Annotated in this window: 13 protein-coding genes; 1 reads left to right on the forward strand and 12 read right to left on the reverse strand. The window is 72.6% G+C overall.

The features are described from left to right. Positions 1–290: 290 nt before the first annotated feature. The 12 genes from ACF08B_RS10350 to ACF08B_RS10405 all read right to left on the reverse strand — a co-directional run bounded on the left by ACF08B_RS10350 (position 291) and on the right by ACF08B_RS10405 (position 18,823). A complete protein-coding gene (locus ACF08B_RS10350; RefSeq protein ID WP_392317283.1) occupies positions 291–2,381 on the reverse strand; it encodes a hypothetical protein in 2,091 nt (696 codons plus the stop codon). Positions 2,382–2,593: 212 nt separating this feature from the next. Continuing rightward, entirely contained in the window at positions 2,594–4,090 is a 1,497-nt protein-coding gene (locus ACF08B_RS10355; RefSeq protein ID WP_392316958.1) for a D-ribitol-5-phosphate cytidylyltransferase, read from the reverse strand. 1,071 nt (positions 4,091–5,161) lie between these two features. Further along, positions 5,162–6,610: a GTPase ObgE gene (obgE, locus tag ACF08B_RS10360; protein WP_392162295.1), complete on the reverse strand. Its 1,449-nt coding sequence runs from the start codon at positions 6,608–6,610 to the stop codon at positions 5,162–5,164. A gap of 122 nt (positions 6,611–6,732) precedes the next feature. After that, a complete protein-coding gene (gene rpmA, locus ACF08B_RS10365; protein WP_093477705.1) occupies positions 6,733–6,987 on the reverse strand; it encodes a 50S ribosomal protein L27 in 255 nt (84 codons plus the stop codon). A gap of 14 nt (positions 6,988–7,001) precedes the next feature. Continuing rightward, on the reverse strand, positions 7,002–7,322 hold the full coding sequence (rplU, locus tag ACF08B_RS10370) for a 50S ribosomal protein L21 (protein ID WP_030653874.1): 321 nt from the start codon (positions 7,320–7,322) through the stop codon (positions 7,002–7,004). A 229-nt stretch (positions 7,323–7,551) separates the two neighbouring features. Next, the gene (locus tag ACF08B_RS10375) at positions 7,552–11,727 is read right to left on the reverse strand and encodes an Rne/Rng family ribonuclease (RefSeq protein WP_392316959.1); all 4,176 of its coding nucleotides are present in this window, start codon (positions 11,725–11,727) and stop codon (positions 7,552–7,554) included. A 262-nt stretch (positions 11,728–11,989) separates the two neighbouring features. Continuing rightward, positions 11,990–12,766 (reverse strand): TIGR03936 family radical SAM-associated protein, encoded by a 777-nt coding sequence (locus ACF08B_RS10380; RefSeq protein ID WP_392316960.1) that lies wholly within the window; start codon positions 12,764–12,766, stop codon positions 11,990–11,992. 46 nt (positions 12,767–12,812) lie between these two features. Further along, positions 12,813–13,925 (reverse strand): hypothetical protein, encoded by a 1,113-nt coding sequence (locus ACF08B_RS10385; protein WP_392316961.1) that lies wholly within the window; start codon positions 13,923–13,925, stop codon positions 12,813–12,815. Positions 13,926–14,025: 100 nt separating this feature from the next. After that, the gene (locus ACF08B_RS10390; RefSeq protein WP_392316962.1) at positions 14,026–14,523 is read right to left on the reverse strand and encodes a hypothetical protein; all 498 of its coding nucleotides are present in this window, start codon (positions 14,521–14,523) and stop codon (positions 14,026–14,028) included. Positions 14,524–14,589: 66 nt separating this feature from the next. Next, the gene (locus tag ACF08B_RS10395) at positions 14,590–17,229 is read right to left on the reverse strand and encodes a SpoIIE family protein phosphatase (protein ID WP_392316963.1); all 2,640 of its coding nucleotides are present in this window, start codon (positions 17,227–17,229) and stop codon (positions 14,590–14,592) included. A gap of 150 nt (positions 17,230–17,379) precedes the next feature. Further along, positions 17,380–18,099 carry a hypothetical protein gene (locus tag ACF08B_RS10400; protein ID WP_392316964.1) on the reverse strand — a complete coding sequence of 240 codons (720 nt, stop codon included), beginning with the start codon at positions 18,097–18,099 and terminating at the stop codon, positions 17,380–17,382. Positions 18,100–18,259: 160 nt separating this feature from the next. Next, on the reverse strand, positions 18,260–18,823 hold the full coding sequence (locus ACF08B_RS10405; RefSeq protein ID WP_392317284.1) for an ATP-binding protein: 564 nt from the start codon (positions 18,821–18,823) through the stop codon (positions 18,260–18,262). Positions 18,824–19,006: 183 nt separating this feature from the next. Between ACF08B_RS10405 and ACF08B_RS10410 the strand changes: the two genes are divergently transcribed. After that, the gene (locus ACF08B_RS10410; RefSeq protein WP_392316965.1) at positions 19,007–19,606 is read left to right on the forward strand and encodes a TetR/AcrR family transcriptional regulator; all 600 of its coding nucleotides are present in this window, start codon (positions 19,007–19,009) and stop codon (positions 19,604–19,606) included. The last annotated feature ends 52 nt before the right edge of the window (positions 19,607–19,658 follow it).

A 19,658-nucleotide genomic window follows, 5' to 3' on the forward strand; every position in this document is an offset into this window, starting at 1 on the left:
CTGACGTCAGGCTGCGTCACGGCGCTCACTCTTCCCCCCAGTCACGGAACATTCACCCCGTATCGCCTCAATATCAACGTGTTAGACGGACACCCGCAGGACGCGGTTGCTTCCCCCTGGGCGCCAAGTGGCGCAGGTCACAGGCGTGCGCACGCTCACCGGAAAGGTACGCAGCGGCGGTAAGAGTTGCTCAGGGCGGATTAAGAGCGAGGGAAGACCCGGTCGGGGCCGGACATGACGAGGGCCCCGAAGGAATGCTCCTCGGGGCCCGGCGCCGGGCGCGGGGGCGGTCAGCCGGCGGTCACGCCGTCCGTGTCACCGGCCGACGCGGAGCGCTGGCCCGGCACCGCGTTGGTCAGTTCGGCCGCCTCGGCGGGGTCGGCGTTCGCGGCGCCCGCCCGGGACTCCTGGCCGACGTTGCGGGCGCCGGCCTTGAGGGCCAGATCGGCCACCGCGCCGTTGAACCGGTCGATCGACGCGGGCTCGTCCGGACCCAGCAGGTAGCGCTTCAGCTCCGCGCGGGCGCCCGCCAGCGGGTCGCCGGCCGGGTCGCGCACGGCGTCCAGCAGGGTGCCCAGGCCGTCCGCGGCGTTGGTGAGGATCGTGGCGGCGCGGACGGCCGTGTTCTGCCGTCTGAACTCGTCGGCGCCCAGTTCCGCGGAGTCGGTGACGGCGTACGGCTTGCCGCTGGCGATGAAGTCGGAGACCACCGAGGAGATGTCGGACACCATCGCGTCGGAGACGTTGAAGCAGTCGTACAGGCGCGGCTCGGCGCCGGTGACGACCCGGTGCTCGTACGCCGGGAAGGAGCGCCAGTAGGCGTCGTTCCACTCGGCGCGCAGCCGGGCTGTCTCCTCGTGCCTGCGCACGTCGACGACGCCGTCACGGGTGGCCTCGGCCTCGTCGCCCCGCTCGCCGCCGGGGCCCGCCAGCTCGGCGAGCCGGGCCTCGATCCGGGTCAGCTCCTCCTTGGCGCGTTCCGTGGTGTCGCCGTCGGCGGTGAAGCGGGGGTCGGCGGCGCGTTCGGCGGCGGCCTGCTCCACCAGGGCGGTGATCCGCCGGTGGGCCGCACCGGCCTCGGGGCTGACGGTGCCGGTGAAGGGGTGCGGCTTGTACAGGACGCGGACCGGCGGGTCGGCCGCGATCAGCCGGTTCACGATGTTCTCGCCGGCGAGCACGAGCGAGGTGTTGCCGGGGTTGCCGTCCCAGCCCTCCCAGGTGGGCGCGTACAGGACCGTGGGGACGCCGCCCTCGGGCAGGTCGCGCCGGGTCATGATGGGCGCGAGCTGCGGCCGGCCGACCTCGACGATGTCCTCGTCGCGGACGCCGACGTCGGCGATGGCGTAGCGGTCGCGGCCCGCGCGGCCGGCGGTCCACACCTCGTCGTAGACCTTGCTGTACGGGTTGACGCTGGCCAGCTTGTCGCTGTCGCCGTGGCCGATGAAGACGTGCTTCATGGTGGGCACGCGCAGCAGGTGGATGTTCTTGCCGACGTTCGCCGCGTACAGGGCGACCCGCACGGTCGACAGGTCCAGGTTCATCAGGTGCACCCCTCCGGGCACGCAGACGACGGGGACCGTGGTGGGTGCGAGGCCGGCCAGGAGGACCCGCTCGCGCAGGATGATCAGCGGCCGGGTGTCCAGCCGCTCCATCGTCTCCAGCCACATGTTGACCTGGTACGCGGAGTCCTTGGAGCCGGAGAAGTACAGGACGGTCTCGGGCCGGTAGGCGGTCAGCCAGTCGCCCATGGCGGCGAGCACGGCGTCGGCCTTCGGCGGGATCCGCGTGCCGCGCACGTACGGCACGAGCACGAGGACGTACAGACAGCCGAGGCCCACGGTGAGGCCGATGCCGACGAAACCGGCGACGGCGGAGCCCAGCTCGGCGGAGAGCAGGATGCCGGCGACCGCGAACAGGTCGAGGTGGAGGATCTTCTCGGCGGAGCGGTGCAGCAGGCCGCGCGGCGGGGCGTCGGGGATGCGGATGCGGGCCTTGAGGTCGATGTTGCGGGTGGCGACCGGCATCCGGCGGCGGTTGCGGATCAGGGTGACCAGTGCGCCGTGCGGGGCCTGGAGTCCGTAGAAGGCGATGAAGCAGGCGACCGCGCCGTAGAAGACCAGGTGCGTGGAGAGCGACAGCCGGGCCAGCAGCAGGATCAGCAGCAGCTGCCGGATCAGGAAGCGGATGGACAGACCCGCCCGGACCTTGCTGAGGCGGTTGATCAGGTAGCTGCCCTTGTGGTGCAGATAGTGGTCCGCCAGGTACGTCACTGCGGCCACGGCCGCGAAGGCGGGAACGCTCGGGACCAGCGCGGCCAGCATGAGCGCCGGGAAGCCCAGCATCACGAGGACCGCCGCGGCCAGCTCGGACGCGCTGCCCACCCGGGCGACGCGAATAGCGGTGGATATCACGGAGAAACCTGCTCTGGGAGGGGAGAGTGCCGGTTCTGACGGGAAATGCCGGGAAATTCCGGTGGTGCGCCTACGGTGCGGGCTGCTGCGCGGGGTACGGATTCAGGCCTCTGCGCATACCCGGCGATCGGATACCCGCAGAGGCCTGAATTCAACAGAGCGCGCACCGTCGTCCGGTTGTCCTACATGTCGTCCTGGCGGTCCAGCACCGAGGCCAGCGCCTGCTCGAAGCCGGAGGCCTTGGCGGCACCCGCGGTGGGGTCCTGCTGGCGGACGTCGATGACATGGCCGGTCAGCTCCGACAGCAGCACGTCGAGAGAAGTCCGGGCCACCGCTTCGGAGGAGAGCAGCGAGCCTGCGGGCTCCTCGCCGAACGCCTTGGTGCGCATGGGGGTCGCGGTGCGCTCGGGGTTGATGCAGTTGACCCGGACGCCGTCGCCGGCCCACTCGTCGGCCAGCGCCTGGGTGAGGTTCACCATGGCGGCCTTGGTGGAGGAGTACAGGGAGTACTCGGCGCGGCCGCGGGTGTAGCTGCTGGAGGTGTAGAGCAGCAGCTGGCCCTTGCTCTCCGCCAGGTACTTGTAGGCGGTGCGCGCGATCTGCACCGGCGCCAGGTAGTTGACCTGGAGCGCCTCCGCGATGGTGGCGTTGTCGGTCTCGGCGAGCTTGCCGATGCGCAGCACGCCGGCGGTGTTGACCACGTAGTCGATCCGGCCGGTCTCCGCGTACGCCTTGGACAGCGCGTCGTCGACCTCCTCCGGGTTCTCCACGTGGGTGCCGGTCGTGGAGCGGCCGAGGGCGTAGACCTTCGCGCCGTGGGCTTCGGCGAGTTCGGCGATGTCCTTGCCGATGCCGTAGGAGCCGCCGAAGACGACGACGGTCCGGCCGGCCAGCAGTTCGCGGTACGCCTCCTCGCCGTTCTGCTCGGGCGCGGCGGTGGTGCCGAGCTGGAACAGCTTGTCGGCGATGAAGACGTCGACCGGCTGCGTCACCTTCATGTTGTACTCGTCGCCCGCGACGACGTGGATCGGCACGTCCGGCAGGTACTTGAGCACGACGGAGCAGTCGTCCGTGGCCTGGAAGTTGGGGTCGCCGGCGGCGGCCTCGTAGGCGTGCCGGATCGTGGACAGCTTGAAGGCCTGCGGGGTCTGGCCGCGGCGCAGCCGGGAGCGGTCCGGGATCTCGGTGATGAACTCGCCGTCCTCGCCGTGCGTGCGGGTGACGATGACGGTGTCCGCGGACGGGATGGCCACGTCCACGGCCTGGTACCGCTCCAGCGCCGCCACGCAGTCGTCGATGACGCGCTGCGAGAGCAGCGGGCGTACGGCGTCGTGGAACAGGACGTTGCGGTCCTCGCCCTCGGCCAGGCCCTCACCGAGGGCCGCGATCGCGCGCTCCGTGGTCTCGTTCCGGGTGGAGCCGCCCTCGATGACCCTTCTCACCTTGGTGAGACCGGCCTTGGCCACGATCTTCTCGACGTCCGGCACATAACCGGGCGTCATCAGCACGATGACGTCGTCGATCGACTCGGCGTTCTCGAAAGTGGTCAGCGTGTGCTCGATGACCGCCTTGCCGGCGATCTTCAGCAACTGCTTGGGAATCGACAGACCGACCCGCTGACCGGTGCCACCGGCCAGGATCACTGCGGTGGTACGGGGCTTGGCTATGTGCTGTGACACAGATGACCTACCTCGGGACGACAGGGAACCGTGAAAGGCTCCCACTTACGGTAACCGCAGTGCAAGATGAGTGACCTTCGCTTCATATGTGCGCGCAACCTCTCATTCACCTGCTACCCCAGCTGATTGGAGACAGGCCGCTCCAAGTTCCATGAATTTGCTGTGAGTAAGTCCACAGGCTTTCCTGGAACGCCGTTCAGCGGTCCCATCTGCCGCTTCGGGCACGGGCGTACGGGTGCGCCCGGGGGTTGCTCCGGCGACGTCCGGCGTCCGTTGTGCGCAAGGCGGGGCCACTGGAGCGGGTTCGCTTCGGCTCCCGGCAAGATCCTTGTCCCGTACGGCACTTGATCGAACCGGTCGGTAACAGCCGTCGGCCACCGCGGATTCCCGCGCGACTGCCGTCACCTCACCGGGCCGCACGGCACACGGCTTCCCATATGCGCGTTCCGGCTGCACCGAATCGGTCACCCGCCCGGACCGGTACCGGAATACCCGGCAATACCGAAGATGAATTCCACGACAATGCGCCGGGCGGCCACCCGCATTGCCGACGGGTGCCGCGGTGGCTCCGTGCCGTGCGGCGGAGATTAATCGGCGAACCGGTCTGCGGTTGTAAGGAGCGCATAAGCAATTTCCGTGGTGGCCGTTCCGACGCGGTCGTACTCTACGTTTCCCGGGTGAACGAAAGGTAAGACCTCTGCCTGAGACAGGACTGAATGCGACGCCCTGCTGGAGGAACTCCGCGAGGTCCGCAACTCCCCCTCGCCCTCGTGCCGCCGTACGGCCCTCCGGGAGGCCGCGGCGGGTGATCCGGTGGAACCGCTCGTCCTCGGCCAGTTCCCACTCCACCGGGCCGGAGGTGACGCCCCGGGTGAACACCCCGTCGGGCAGCGCAGAGGCCCCGTGACGACACGGCAACACCCGTGCGCGAAACGGCCCCTGACGACACATCGGCGGTGCGGAGCCGGCCGGCGAGGAGTACGGCGGCATACGAAAGCGGCGCGCAGAGGACCGGGATCCTCTGCGCGCCGCTCGGCCCGGGCCGGGCGCGTGCCCGGCCCGGAGGGGCCGCTACTCGAACGGGTCGAAGTCGTCGTACTCGCGCAGCGCGTCGTCCCGCTCCGCGTCCTTGTCCCGGCGGCGCTGGGCCGCGGGCCGGGGCGCTTCGAGACGGTGGTCCTCGCCACGACGGCCCAGCATCTCCGCGCCGGCCATCACCGACGGCTCCCAGTCGAAGACGACCGCGTTCTCGTCGGGACCGATGGCCACGCCGTCGCCGGACCGGGCACCCGCCTTCATCAGCTGCTCTTCCACCCCGAGGCGGTTGAGGCGGTCGGCGAGGTAGCCGACGGCCTCGTCGTTGTTGAAGTCGGTCTGGCGGACCCAGCGCTCCGGCTTCTCGCCCCGCACCCGGAACAGCGGCTCGCCGCCGGACTCCTCACGGGTGACGGTGAAGCCCGCGTCGTCCACGGCCTGGGGCCGGATGACGATGCGCGTGGCCTCCTCCTTCGGCTTGGCGGCACGCGCCTTGCCGACCAGGTCGCCGAGCGCGAACGACAGCTCCCGCAGCCCGATGTGGGCGACCGCCGACACCTCGAAGACGCGGTAGCCGCGGGCCTCCAGGTCGGGGCGGACCATCTCGGCGAGGTCCTTGCCGTCGGGGACGTCGACCTTGTTCAGGACGACGAGCCGGGGCCGGTTGTCGAGGCCGCCGTACTGTCGCAGCTCCTCCTCGATGATGTCGAGGTCGGAGACCGGGTCGCGGTCGGACTCCAGGGTGGCGGTGTCCAGCACGTGCACCAGCACGCTGCACCGCTCCACGTGCCGCAGGAACTCGAGGCCGAGGCCCCTGCCCTGGCTGGCGCCGGGGATGAGCCCGGGCACGTCGGCGATGGTGTAGACGGTCGAACCCGCCGTCACCACGCCCAGGTTCGGCACGAGCGTCGTGAACGGGTAGTCGGCGATCTTCGGCTTGGCCGCGCTCAGCACCGAGATCAGAGAGGACTTGCCGGCGCTCGGGTAGCCCACGAGGGCCACGTCGGCGACGGTCTTCAGCTCCAGGACGATGTCGTGCAGGTCGCCGGGCACACCGAGCAGCGCGAAGCCGGGCGCCTTGCGGCGGGCGGAGGCCAGCGCCGCGTTGCCGAGCCCGCCCCGGCCGCCCTGGGCGGCGATGTACGAGGTGCCGTGGCCGACCAGGTCGGCGAGCACGTTGCCCGCCTTGTCCAGGACGACCGTGCCGTCCGGCACGGGCAGGATCAGGTCCTGGCCGTCCTTGCCGGAACGGTTGCCGCCCTCGCCGGGCTTGCCGTTGGTGGCCTTGCGGTGCGGCGAGTGGTGGTAGTCGAGGAGCGTCGTCACGGACTGGTCGACGGTCAGGATGACGTCACCGCCACGCCCGCCGTTTCCGCCGTCCGGGCCGCCGAGCGGCTTGAACTTCTCGCGGTGGACGGAGGCACAGCCGTGACCTCCGTTACCCGCGGCGACGTGCAGCTCGACGCGGTCCACGAAGGTGGTCATGGTGGGGTGCCTCCAGAAACGATGCGGGTTGTACCTGTGTTAACACGCGAAAGGCGGACCCGCCTTCCCGAACGGGAAGTGAGGTCCGCCTCGCGAATGCGTTCGGTGCCGAATCAGCTGATTCAGGCAGCCGGAACGATGTTCACGACCTTGCGGCCACGGTGGGTACCGAACTGGACCGCACCGGCCTGCAGGGCGAACAGCGTGTCGTCGCCGCCACGGCCGACACCGGCGCCGGGGTGGAAGTGGGTGCCGCGCTGGCGGACCAGGATCTCACCCGCGTTGACGACCTGACCGCCGAAGCGCTTCACGCCGAGCCGCTGGGCATTGGAGTCGCGACCGTTCCGGGTGGACGATGCGCCCTTCTTGTGTGCCATTTCTCCTCAGTCCCTTACTTCGCAGCCGCGGGAATCGACGTGACCTTGATCGCCGTGTACTGCTGGCGGTGGCCCTGACGACGGCGGTAGCCGGTCTTGTTCTTGTAGCGCAGAATGTCGATCTTCTGGCCCTTGTGGTGGTCCACGACCTCGGCCTGGACCTTGATGCCGGCCAGCACCCACGGGTCGCTGGTCACGGAGTCGCCGTCGACGACGAGCAGGGTCGAGAGCTCGACCGTGTCGCCCACCTTGGCGGTGGAAATCTTGTCAACCTCAACGATGTCGCCGACAGCAACCTTGTGCTGGCGACCACCGCTGCGCACGATGGCGTACACGCGGATCTCTCTTTCGCTCGAAGAAACGGCACCCCCGAAGGCCAGCCGCCCAGGAACACAGGGGCGACCTCTCCCGGCCCGACTTGCGCCCGGGAGGAGAAGGTTTACGGGGATGTGGCGTGTTCAGTGGACACGCCGACGGTCCAGGTTACGGGGCACGGCCGAGGGGGTCAAACCGGGCCCCACGGGTGTGCGCCCGGTCACTCGGACCGGGCGCACACCCCGGGTGTCAGCCCTCGTCGGCGGCGGTGGAGACCGTGGTGGTCTTCTTCGCCGTCGCCTTCGCGGCGGCCGTCTTGGCGGTCTTGGCCGCCTTCTTGGCCGTCGTCTTCTTCGCGGCCGTCTTCTTGGCCGCGGTCTTCTTGGTGGCGGCCTTCTTGGCCGTCGCCTTCTTCGCCGCCTTGCGGGCGGTCTTCTTGGCCGTGGCGACCGCCTCGGCGAGTTCCTCGCCGGCCTGCGCGGTCTCCTCGGTCGCGGCCGCGGGCACGACCACGACGGCCGTCTCCTCGGACGCGGTCGGCGCGGTGGCCTTGCGCACGGCACGGCGGCGCGGGCGGGCCGGGGCGGCGCTCTCGGCGGGCGCCTCCTCGGCCGGGGCCGCCGGCTGCTCGGCCGGTGCCTCGGCCGCGGGCGCGGTCTCGGCCACCGTCAGGACGGCCGCCTCGGCGCCCGCGGGGGAACCGGCCGGGGCCGACACCTTCCGGGTCGCCCGACGGCGCGTACGGCCCTTCGGCGCGGCCTCCTCGGGAGCCTCGGCCTGCGGGGCCGGGACCACCTGGTCCTCGGCGGCCGCGGGCTCGGCCAGCGCCTCGGCGGCCGGCTCCGGCCGCACCGGGCGCGCCGCCGCCTCGTCGGCGGTGACGTCCTGCGCGGTCGGGGCCTGCACGGCGGCCTCGGGCTCCGCGGCCTCCGGCTGCGGGGCCTCGGCCTTCCGGTCCTTCGCCCGCTCGGCCTTCTCCGCCTTCGGCGCACCGGCCGGAGCGGACGCCCGGCGGCTCGCGCGGCGGCGCGAACGGCCACGGCCGGCCGCCGCCTCCGCCTCGGCGACGCTGCTGTACAGCTCCTCGTCGGGCGCGAACTCGGGCGCGGGCAGGGCCACGGGCTCGGCGAACTCGGCGGCCACCTCGACGGCGGTCTCCGTCTCCGGCTCGACGGCCTCGCCGGTCTCCACGGCCACCGCGGCCGTCTCGTGCACGTGCTCCTGCGTGTCGCCGCCACGGCCGCGCTTCTTGCGCTTGCCGCCGCCACCGCCACCACCGCCGGAGGCCGGCTGCTCCATGTGCACGATGACACCGCGGCCGTTGCAGTGGACGCAGGTCTCGGAGAAGGACTCCAGCAGGCCCTGTCCGACCCGCTTGCGGGTCATCTGGACCAGGCCCAGCGACGTCACCTCGGCCACCTGGTGCTTGGTCCGGTCCCGGCCCAGGCACTCGAGCAGGCGGCGCAGCACCAGGTCGCGGTTGGACTCCAGGACCATGTCGATGAAGTCGATCACGATGATGCCGCCGAGGTCGCGCAGCCGCAGCTGGCGCACGATCTCCTCGGCCGCCTCCAGGTTGTTCCTGGTGACCGTCTCTTCCAGGTTGCCGCCCTGGCCGGTGAACTTGCCGGTGTTGACGTCGACGACGACCATCGCCTCGGTCCGGTCGATCACCAGCGAACCGCCGCTGGGCAGCCAGACCTTGCGGTCCAGCGCCTTGGCGAGCTGCTCGTCGATCCGGTAGGTGGCGAAGACGTCGACCTCGGAGGTCCACTTCGACAGGCGGTCGGCCAGGTCCGGCGCGACGTGCGAGACGTACCCGTGGATGGTCGACCAGGCTTCGTCGCCGCTGACGACGACCTTGGTGAAGTCCTCGTTGAAGATGTCGCGGACGACCCGGACGGTCATGTCCGGCTCGCCGTACAGCAGCGTCGGCGCGTTGCCGTTCTTGGACTTCTTCTGGATGTCCTCCCACTGCGACTGGAGCCGCTCGACGTCGCGGCGCAGCTCCTCCTCGCTCGCGCCCTCGGCGGCGGTGCGCACGATGACGCCGGCGTCCTCGGGGACGATCTTCTTGAGGATGGTCTTCAGCCGGGCCCGCTCGGTGTCGGGCAGCTTGCGGCTGATGCCGGTCATGGAGCCCTCGGGGACGTACACGAGGTAGCGGCCCGGCAGGGAGACCTGGCTGGTCAGGCGCGCGCCCTTGTGGCCGATCGGGTCCTTCGTCACCTGGACGAGGACCGACTGGCCCGACTTCAGGGCGGCCTCGATACGGCGCGGGCCGTTGGCCATTCCCAGCGCCTCGAAGTTGACCTCACCGGCGTACAGCACGGCGTTGCGGCCCTTGCCGATGTCGATGAAGGCGGCCTCCATCGAGGGCAGGACGTTCTGCACCTTGCCGAGGTACACGTTGCCGACGTAGGAGGTCGACTGCTCCTTGTTGACGTAGTGCTCGACGAGGACGTTGTCCTCCAGGACGCCGATCTGGGTGCGGTCGCCGTGCTGGCGGACCACCATCACGCGCTCGACGGCCTCACGGCGGGCCAGGAACTCGGCCTCGGTGATGATCGGGACGCGGCGGCGGCCCTGCTCGCGGCCTTCCCGGCGGCGCTGCTTCTTGGCCTCCAGGCGGGTGGAGCCCTTGATGGACTGCACCTCGTCGGACGGCTCGCTGGGCTTGCGCGGCTCGCGGACCTTGACGACCGTGCGCTCGGGGTCGTCGGTGGACGTCTCGGAGTCCGGGCCGCTGTCCCCGGCGCGCCGGCGACGGCGGCGCCGGCGGCGGCTGGAGCTGGAGCCGCCGGACTCGTCGCCACGAGCGTCCTCGGCGTCCTCCTCCTCCTGCTCGGCGGTGTCCTCGGCGTCCTGCTCGGCCTGCTCGGCGGCCAGTTCGTCGCCCTCGCCGTCCGGGCCCTCGCCGTCACCGGCGTCACCGCGGCGACGGCGGCGTCCGCCACGACGGCGGCGGCGGCGCGAACCGGACTCCTCGTAGCCCTCGGCCTCGTCGCCGTCCTCGGACTCCTCGCCGTCGGCGAGGTCCTCGGCGGACTCGGCGGTGGGCTCCTCGGCCTCCTCGGTCTCCTCGTCCTCGGCGGCGGTCTCGACGGCCTGCGTCTCCTCGGCGCGGTCGGCGCCCCGGCGGCGACGGCGACGGCGCGAACCGGCGTCGGCGCGCTCCTCCGCGTGCTCCTCGGGCTGCTCCTCCACGGCCTCGACGGCCTCCGCGGCGGCCTCGGCGGCGGCTCGCTCCGGGGTCTGGAACTTGGGCTCGGCGAACACCGGCGCCTGGAAGACGGCGACGGAGGGGCGGGCCGGGCGGCGCCGGCCCTCGCCCTCGGCGGCCTCGGCGGCGGGCTGCGCCGGCTCGGAGAAGCCGAAGGTGGGACGCACGGCCCGGCGCCGGGCGCGGCGCGGGGCGGCCTCCTCGACGGGGGCGGTCTCGGCCGGGGCCTCGGCCGCGGCGGGAGCGGCGGCGGGCTCGGCGGTCTCGGCGGCAGGGGTGTCGGCGGGCGCGGCCGCCTGGCGGGTCGCCCGGCGCCGGGTGCGGCGCGGAGCGGCGTCCTCGACGGCGGGCGCGGCCTCCTCGGCGACGGCCGGAGCGGTCTCCTCCGCCTGCTCGGCGGCCGGGGTCTCCTCCACGGACGCGGTCTCGGCGGCCTCCGGCGCGCCGGCGGGCGCGGCCGCGCGGCGGGTGGCCCGGCGGCGCGGACGCGCGGCGGGAGCGGCCTCCTCGGCGGCGGCGGCCGTCTCGGCGGCGCCGGTCTCCTGCGGGGCCTCGGTCTGCTGGACCGTCTCGGCCGCGACGGCCTCGGGGGCCCCGGCGGGCGCCGCCGCGCGGCGGGTGGCCCGGCGGCGCGGACGCGCGGCGGGAGCGGTCTCGGCGGGGGTCTCCTGGGCGGGAGCCGCGTCGTCAACGGGAGCGGCCGTCTCCTCGGCGGAAGCGGTGCCACCGGTGGGCGTCGCCACGGTGCGGGTGGCACGGCGGCGGGTGCGGCGCGGGGCGGCCTCCTCGCCGACGACGACCTCGCCGCCCTCGGCGACGGCAGCGGGCGTCTCCGCCTCGGCGGCGGCCGGTACGACGGTCTCGGCGCCCCCGGCGGCCGTCGGGGCCCCGCCGGGCGCGGACGCACGGCGGGTGGCCCGGCGGCGCGGACGTGCGGCGGGAGCGGTCTCCTCGGGGGCCTCTTCGGTCCCGGTGGTCGCCGCTGTCTCCGCTGCCTCTTCGGCCACCTCGGTCTCGACGACCTCGGTGACCTCGTCGGCGTCGGCGGCCGGTATGGCCGGCACGGTGACCTCGGCGGGCGCCTCGGCCGCGACGGGCGGACCCGCCGGGCGGGAGGCGGCACGGCGACGCCTGCGCGGCGGCAGGGTGTCGCTGGGGGTGTTCAGTTCGGAACCCTCGTTGGGTTCGGTCGGCTCGAGCATGCGGGCGTTTCTCCCGTCAGGCCCCCGGGCGCCGCGCCTGGACCGGCGCCGGTCTCTGGAGACCGGCCGCCGTTGACGTCCGCGGCCCGCGCGATGCGCGATGGCCGCCGTCCGGGGCGCGGGCGCCGCACGGGAGCACTCTGTGTCCTGTCTCGCCGGTTCCGTACGCCTTGTCGGTACGGCCTGGCGAAAGTCTTCTGGTGGGTGCGCTGCCCGACCCAGATGGCTCCCGAGTACGAGGGCTGCGCTACGACGTCCGTCCCTACGCGGGACCTTCCGGCGTCGGCGCCGTCGCGGCGGCAGCAGATGCGGCCGTCATGGCCTCGGCTGCCTCGCGGTCGGGCGCGAGCGGGTCGGTCACCGTGCCGGTCTCTTCATCGAACAGCCCCTGCGCCAGCCTGGTCACCGCTGCGGGGACCGGCGGCGCCAGGTCGGCCACGGCGCGGAGACCGGACAGGACGTCGTCGGGTCGTACGGCAGGCGTCACGTGCCGAACAACCAGCCGCAGTATCGCACAGGGCCGGTCGGTCGGCCTATCAGCCGGTGAACCGTGCGTTTCCAGGCTCACCACGGCCGGGCGGGCGTCGAAGGTGCGGACGCCGTTCTTGGTCATCCGCTGCACCTCGACGGTGTCGGCCCCGGTGAAGGCCTCGACCGCGCGCTCGGCGTCGGCCGGGTCGACGCCGTCCAGCCGCAGCTCCCATACGGAGGCCGTCAGCCGGTCGGCGAGACCCGAGGTCCGCGCCTCCACCGCGTCGACGACGTCGAGCCCGGGGGGCAGCGACTCGTCGAGGAGGACGCGCAGCTTCTCCGGATCGCGCGTCGCGGTGAGCGCGATCTCCAGGTACTCCGCCTCACTGCCCGTGCCGGTGGGTGCGGCATTGGCGTACGACACCTTCGGATGCGGCGTGAAACCGGCCGAGTACGCCATGGGCACCTCGGCGCGGCGCAACGCACGCTCGAAGGCGCGCTGGAAGTCTCGGTGGCTGGTGAACCTCAGGCGGCCGCGCTTGGTGTAGCGCAGTCGGATGCGCTGCACCGCGGGTGCGGGCGGCGGGCCTTCGGGCTGTCGCTTGCCCAGTGTCCTAGTCCTTCGTGAGAGCGGTCGTACTGCTACCAAGAGTACGTGTCCCGGGGCCCGGAGGTTCCCTCCGGTCCACGGCGGCCGGCGGCCGGGGCTCGCCGAGGAGCATCCGCCGGAAGTCGGCGCGGGCCTGCCGCACGGTGGCGCGGGCAGTGGTCAGCGCCTCGCGGGTGACCCGGCCGACCGCGCGCAGGCCGGCCGCGGCGGGCCGCAGGACGGCGTCCCGGACGACGTGCCCGACCGGGGTGAGGACGGTCCGGTACACCCAGCGCAGGGGCTCGACGAGGATCCACCGCAAGAGGGTCGCCAGGGCCCGTCCGACGGCCGACGAAATGCGTCCCGCGATCCGCCAGGCGTGCCCGAGGGCGTCCCCCACCTCCCGCGCGACGAGGGCGAGGAACCGGCCGGCGGGTGCCAGGACCCAGCGCCACAGGGCGAGCGCGGGCAGGACGAGCAGGACGCGGACGGTCCAGTACAGGGCCAGCCCGATCCCGGTGGCCAGCAGCCCCAGCAGCCGGCCCAGTCCGCGCACGCACCAGGCGACGGCGTGCCCCACGGGGGTGAGGATCCAGGTGTACAGCCAGTGGGCGGGCAGGGCGATCAGGTGGCGCGCCAGCCAGGCGAGGGCCGTGTACACCGCGAGGCCGATGGCGGCGAGGACGGCGCCGACGCCCTTCAGCAGCCGGGCGAGCGCATGCCCGAACGGGGCGAGCACCCGCGCGTACAGCCAGGAGAGCCCGGCGAGCACCCCGCGCGCCAGCCGGACGACGACGTGGCCCACGGGGGTGAGCACCCGGCGGTACAGCCACACCGCCGGGACGACGAGGAGGACGGTGGCGAGCAGAGCGAGGGCCTTGCCGACCGGGACGACGACGTAGCGCCACAGACCCACCAGCGGCCACACGAACAGAGCCTTGCCGGCCCACAGCAGGGCCCGGCCGAGCGGTCGGAGCACGGTGTCACGCAGAAACCTTCCGGCGACGACGAGCGCGTCCCACGCCATGCGCACCGGCACGACGACCACGAGTACGACGATCCGCACCGGGATCCGGATGGCGACGACGAGGCACCCCTCGGGCTGCCGGGGCGCGGGCAGCGGCTTCTGCGGTTCCATACCCGCAAGGACGCGCGGGCGGCCGGTCCGGGTTCGGCTCCCGGATTGCGATGCCGTCACGGCTCACGGCGGGCCGTACGGCCTTGTCCCGCCAGGTGGTTCAGCCCCGGCCTTCGCCCACGTCGGCGCGCATCGCCGCGCGCAGAGCGGCCAGCGCGTCGATGTACCCGCCGCGGACGTCACGCGGCCCGGCGGGGCCGGGGTGAGAGTCCGGTGTCCCGGAGTCGCCGGCGGTGGCGCCGGCCGCGCCCAGGGCGTTGCGTGCCGCCCGCAGCGCCCGGTACGCCGTGTCGGCCGCGCCGGTGACCGGCGGCGGGGCGACCAGCCCGATCTCGTAGTGCAGGGCGAGCAGGGAGTGCCCGCGCCAGGCGGCCCGGAGGTCGGTCTCCGCGACCGGTGCCCGCTCGCGGACGGCGAGCAGTTGCAGGTCGCTGTCGGTGCTGGTGAGGGCTTCGAGATAGCGGGCGTACAGCTGGCGCCTGAGCTGGTGCGACTGGTTCCCCCGGTCGCGCCTGGCGCGCACGCTCTCGCTCAGCAGCGTCGATCCGACCCCCACCAGGGCGCCGATCAGCGTGCTGAGGGGCGTAGTCCAGTCCATGGGGCGCAACCGTATGCCGACGGCGCCCGCCGGCACCACGGGCCCCCGGCCGCAAGGGAGTTGCCCCTAGATGCCGTCCTCCGGTGAGAGGTCCTGCTCGGTCCAGATCGTCTTGCCGGTGGGGGTGTAGCGCGTGCCCCACTGGTGGGTCATCTGGGCGATGATGAACAGGCCCCGGCCGCCCTCGTCGTCGCTCGCGGCGTGCCGCAGGTTGGGCGTCGTGTGGCCGGTGTCGGAGACCTCGCAGATCAGCGTCCGGTCGCGGATCAGGCGCACCTGGACCGGGCCGCCGACATAGCGGATGGCGTTGGTGACCAGTTCGCTGATGATGAGCTCGCTGGCGAACGCCAGGTCCTCCATGCCCCAGTCGCCCAGCTGCTTGCCGACGGCGGTGCGGATGCCGCCGACCGCGGCCGGGTCCGGGGGCAGTTCCCACTGGGTGAACCTGTTCCGGTCGAGCAGACGGGTGCGGACCACCAGCAGCGTCGCGTCCTCGTCCACCGGCCCGGGCAGCAGGGTGGTGACCGCCCGGTCGCACAGCTCCTCCAGGGGGGTCCGGTCGGTGCCCGCGAGGATGCGGGACAGCTGTGCCAGTCCGGCGCCCCAGGTGTCGGCCGCCTGGAGGAGGCCGCCCGTGAGGAGGGCGACCGTGCTGCCCGGCGCCAGCTGGATCTCCGTGGTCCGGTACGGCGGGCCGCCTACGCCCAGCGGCGGTCCGGTGGGCAGGTCGGGGAGGTCGACGGCTCCCGTGTGCGGTGCGACGACGGCCAGCACCGGCTCGCCCGCCCGGGCCAGGCTGCACCTGCCGGTGAGGGGGTCGTACACCGCGTACAGGCAGCTCACGCCCAGCGCCTCGTCGGCGGGTGTCCGCGGGCGGCCCGGGTCGCGGGCCGCCGCGCTCTCCCGCGCGGTCTGCTCCAGCAGGTCGGCCAGGCGGGACAGCAGCTCGTCCGGGCTGAGGTCCAGCCGGGCCAGCACCTGGACGCCGGTGCGCATGCGTCCCATGGTGGCCGCGGCCCGCAGGCCGTGACCGAGCACGTCCCCGACGACCAGGCCGACCCGGGTCCCCGACAGGGGGATGACGTCGTACCAGTCGCCGCCCACGCCGGATCCGCTGTCGGCGGGCAGGTAGCGGCTCGCCGAGTCGACGGCGACGTGCGGGGGCAGCCGGCGCGGGAGCAGGTTCCGCTGGAGCTTGAGGGCCACCGTGTGGCCGCGGGTGACCACCGGCATCAGCAGCAGCCCGATCAGCAGGGCACCCAGGCCCAGCACGGTGACCCCGCCGATCGGCCCGATCAGCGGCACGTCGACGCTGGTCGCGCCGTACTCGGGGTTCGCGTAGACGCCGAAGGCCGCGTACAGGAACAGCAGGGCCATGATCAGCCCGCCGAGCGCCGGGAACACGCCCTTGAGGACGAGGTCCCGGAAGGTGCGGGTGAGCACCCTGCGGTAGTACCAGAGGCAGGCGAAGCCGGTCACTCCGTACTGGAACGCGATGGCGAGTCCGACCGATTCGATCGAGTCGGCCACGATGTTCCGGCTGAACGAGGACAGCAGGACCAGCAGCACGATCGACGCGGCACCCATGCCGAGGGTCCCCCAGGTCGGCGTCAGGTACCGGCGGTGGATCCGGGCGAACCGGGCGGGGACGGCCTTGTGGACCGCCATGGAGAAGACGGTCCTGGCCAGGGGCAGGATGGTGGTCTGCGCGGAGGCCAGCGCGGACGTCAGCACCATGAGGAGCAGCACCCGGGAGAGGATCAGCCCCGTGGCCTGACTCCCGAACACGGCCTCGCCCAGACCGGAGAACACGTCGTCCCAGTTCGCCGGGTTGCCGAGCCCGATGCCCGAGCCGCCCACTCCGGCGAACGCCTGCGCCGAGGTGGACACCAGCCCGTACATGATCAGGAGCAGTACGATCGACGTCACCGCGGCGCGCCCCGGGACGCGGGTGCTGTCGACGGTCTCCTCGTTGACCGAGAAGGCGGTGTCCCAGCCCCAGTAGATGAAGACCCCCGCGAGGAGGCCCGAGGTCAGGTCCCTCATCGACGGGACCTCGAAGGGGTTGAACCAGGTGGCGGAGACGTGGATCGCCGTCGGCGGGGGGTCGGTGTACACCCGGACCAGCGCGGCGGCGGCGAACAGGACCAGGATCAGCATTTCCGCGCAGAGCAGCCAGCGCTGGACGGTCGCCGAGAACTCGATGCCGACGTAGCAGACCGCGGTCATCACGGCGATCCAGACGATGCCGGCCACCGTGACCCAGAGCCGGCTCTCCCCCATGCCGTCGAGGCCCACCAGGCGGAAGCCGTAGATGCCGGCGATCTCGGCGAGGTTCACCATGACGACGACGTTGGCGACGATGAGGGCCCAGCCGCCCATCCAGCCGGTGCGCGGCCCGAAGGCGCGGGTGCCCCAGGTGAAGGTCGTCCCGCAGTCGGCGTCGCTCGCGTTGAGCTCCCGGAAGGCGCACGCGACCAGCAGCATCGGGACGAAGGCCAGCATGGTGACGATCGGGGCCTGGAGTCCGACCCCCGCCACGATGATGCCCAGGGTGGCGGCGAGGCTGTACGCCGGGCCGGCGGAGGCCAGCCCCATGACGACCGAGGAGAACAGGCCCAGGGCGTCGTTCTTGAGCCCCTTCCGGCCGACTGCGGTGCCGGGAGCGGGGCGGTCGGCGGACACGGCGCTGCCGAAGAGCCTCACACTTGATTCCACGCCGGGCCGCCGCGCCGCGCAACAGCGCGGCAGCCGATGGGCGTTCCCGCTCGCGGGCCGCGTCGACGGTCGCCCGAGGGGCGGCCCCCGCCCTGCCCGGCCGGCGGGGACCGCTTCCTTCATCGGTTACGGGTGGGGCTAGGGGGTCGGCTGCGGCGAGACCGCGGTCCACTGCGACTGCGGGTCGTTGCCCTGCGCCGGGGCGGGACAGACCAGGGAGGTGCCGTTGGCCGCGCAATGCAGGGTGTAGACCGAGCCACCCTGAGTGATGATCTTGAAGAACGCGTCACTGCCGTTGCCGTCGACCGAGACGTCGCAGACCGGGGAGTTCGTCGGGAAGCCGGTGATCGTGCTCAGGTTGGTCCAGCCGGCGGTGTTGGCCGGGCCGGACACGATGTTCGGACTGTCGGGGGCCGTGTTGATGCCGGGACGCCGGCCCGCGAACGGCACTCCGTCGACGAGCGCGGCGATGAACTGCTCGTTGCCGTTCGGCTGTGTCGAGTCGACGCCCGTGCCGCACGCCGTCGCGGTCGCCGTCACGGTGGCGGTCGCGGTCACCGTCTGGGTCGCGGTCGCCGTCGCGGTGACCGTTCTGGTCACCGTGACGGTCGGCTTGGGGTGCTGCGAGTCGCATTCGTCGCCGTCACCGCCCCCTCCACGCGGCTTGTCGTGGTCGCAGTGCGGGTCGGTGGTGTACGTCGTGCCCGACTGCGTGGTGACACCGGCGGCCACCGCGACCGCGGGGGTCCCCACCGCGACGGTCACCGCCGTCGCGATCGCGGCCAGCCTGCGGATCCCCTTCGCCCCGATGCGGGCCGTCGGCTCCTGACGTGAGGTCGTCCTGTGCTCAGGACTCATGTGGATGCTCCTTGTCCTTGGAGTCCCGGGGCGTTCCCCGAGTCTGAGCGCGAGCGTGACCCGGGAGGCCGGAGCACCGGTGCACCGTGGAGCAAACACGCCTGTAGATCAGTAAATCGGACCAGTGGGAGTCTGCCGGCCGGAGCAGCCCGCGCGCGGATCAGCGGGCGGGGCCCGCCGCGCCGGCGGAGCCGTCCTCGCAGTGCAGTTCGAACCAGACGCTCTTGCCGGTGGCGGTCCGCTCGGTGCCCCAGGCGCCGGCGAGCACGTCCAGCAGTTCGGTCCCGCGTCCGCCCTCGGCGTCCGGGCCGACGACATTGCGCACGGGGCCCGCGGACTCGGTGTCCTCGACCTCGCACATCAGGCGGGAGTCGCGCAGCCGCAGGTTGAGCCGGAGCGGGCCGCGCGTGTGCCGCAGGGCGTTGGTGACCAGTTCGCTGACGAGGAGTTCGGCGGTGTCGGCCAGGTCGGCCACGGCCCACTCCGCCAGCTGGGCGGTCACCAGGCGCCGGGCGCGGCGCACCGAGACCGGCTCCTGGGCCAGGGGCCAGGAGGCGTCCCAGTCGGTGGCACGGCCGCGCGGCGCGTCCAGCGGCCGCAACGGCGAGAGCATGCGGGACCACAGGGCCCACTGCCTGACGGCCCAGGAGTCCGCGGCGGCACGCTTCGGCCGGCCTCGACGCAGAGCGACGACGGGGCGGCGACCGATGGCCAGAGCGGCCATGGGAATCAGTCCTCTCATATATGGACGGTTTGCCGGGAAGTGCGCCGGGTAAGCACCAGGGCCTGTACACGTAGCGGTCGCTACACCAAAAAATATACACGTAGCGCTTGCTACAGTAAATACCTGCCCAAAAGTTCTCGTACCGGACAGATCCGTAGCCTCCGTTCGCCGACAGGAGCTTTCATGCCTCGCCCGCCCGATCCGGCCAAGCGGCGCGACCTTCTCGACCGGGTCCGCGCGTACGTGCTGCGCAACGGCCTGGCGGACCTCTCCCTGCGACCGCTGGCCAAGGACCTCGGCACCAGCGACCGCATGCTCCTCTACTACTTCGGCACCAAGGAGCGCATGGTCGCCGAGGCGCTCGCCGTCTACGAGCGGCGCCCCCTGCTGCGCACCCGCGAACTCCTGGAGAGTGTCGGCTCGCCCACCACCCCTGCGGAGCTGCGGCGCTTCATGGAGGAGGTGTGGCGGCAGTTCCGCGACCCCGGGGTGCGGGCCGCGCTCCCCCTCCACCTCGAGATCATGAGCGCCGGTGTCCTGCACCCGGACCGCTACGGGCCGCTCGTGCGCGATGTCGTCGTCGCGTGGACGGACCTGCTGACTTCCTTCCTCCGCGACCTCGGGATGGATCAGGACCGGGCCCGCACCCAGGCCACCCTCCTGACCGACGCCTGTTTCGGCCTTCTGGCCGCCCCGCTCGCGGACGGCCACTGGGACCGCGCCGACAAGGCCTTCCACGCCCTCCTCGACAGCCTGGAACCCGGGTGGCGGACCCCGGAGTGACCGCCGGGACGGGCCCCGGCGGGAGTCACGGGCGCGAAATCACCCCCTGAGT

Origin of the sequence: Streptomyces sp. NPDC015139 (genome assembly GCF_043079785.1) — a bacterium.
GTDB lineage: Bacteria > Actinomycetota > Actinomycetes > Streptomycetales > Streptomycetaceae > Streptomyces > Streptomyces albidocamelliae.

Excerpts from the sequence above, each read along its gene's own strand:
- rpmA (WP_093477705.1), bottom strand. The coding sequence starts at position 6,987 with ATGGCACACAAGAAGGGCGCATCGTCCACCCGGAACGGTCGCGACTCC.
- ACF08B_RS10390 (WP_392316962.1), bottom strand. The coding sequence starts at position 14,523 with ATGGACTGGACTACGCCCCTCAGCACGCTGATCGGCGCCCTGGTGGGG.
- ACF08B_RS10375 (WP_392316959.1), bottom strand. The coding sequence starts at position 11,727 with ATGCTCGAGCCGACCGAACCCAACGAGGGTTCCGAACTGAACACCCCC.
- ACF08B_RS10405 (WP_392317284.1), bottom strand. The coding sequence starts at position 18,823 with ATGGCCGCTCTGGCCATCGGTCGCCGCCCCGTCGTCGCTCTGCGTCGA.
- ACF08B_RS10410 (WP_392316965.1), top strand. The coding sequence starts at position 19,007 with ATGCCTCGCCCGCCCGATCCGGCCAAGCGGCGCGACCTTCTCGACCGG.
- ACF08B_RS10385 (WP_392316961.1), bottom strand. The coding sequence starts at position 13,925 with ATGGAACCGCAGAAGCCGCTGCCCGCGCCCCGGCAGCCCGAGGGGTGC.
- ACF08B_RS10400 (WP_392316964.1), bottom strand. The coding sequence starts at position 18,099 with ATGAGTCCTGAGCACAGGACGACCTCACGTCAGGAGCCGACGGCCCGC.
- obgE (WP_392162295.1), bottom strand. The coding sequence starts at position 6,610 with ATGACCACCTTCGTGGACCGCGTCGAGCTGCACGTCGCCGCGGGTAAC.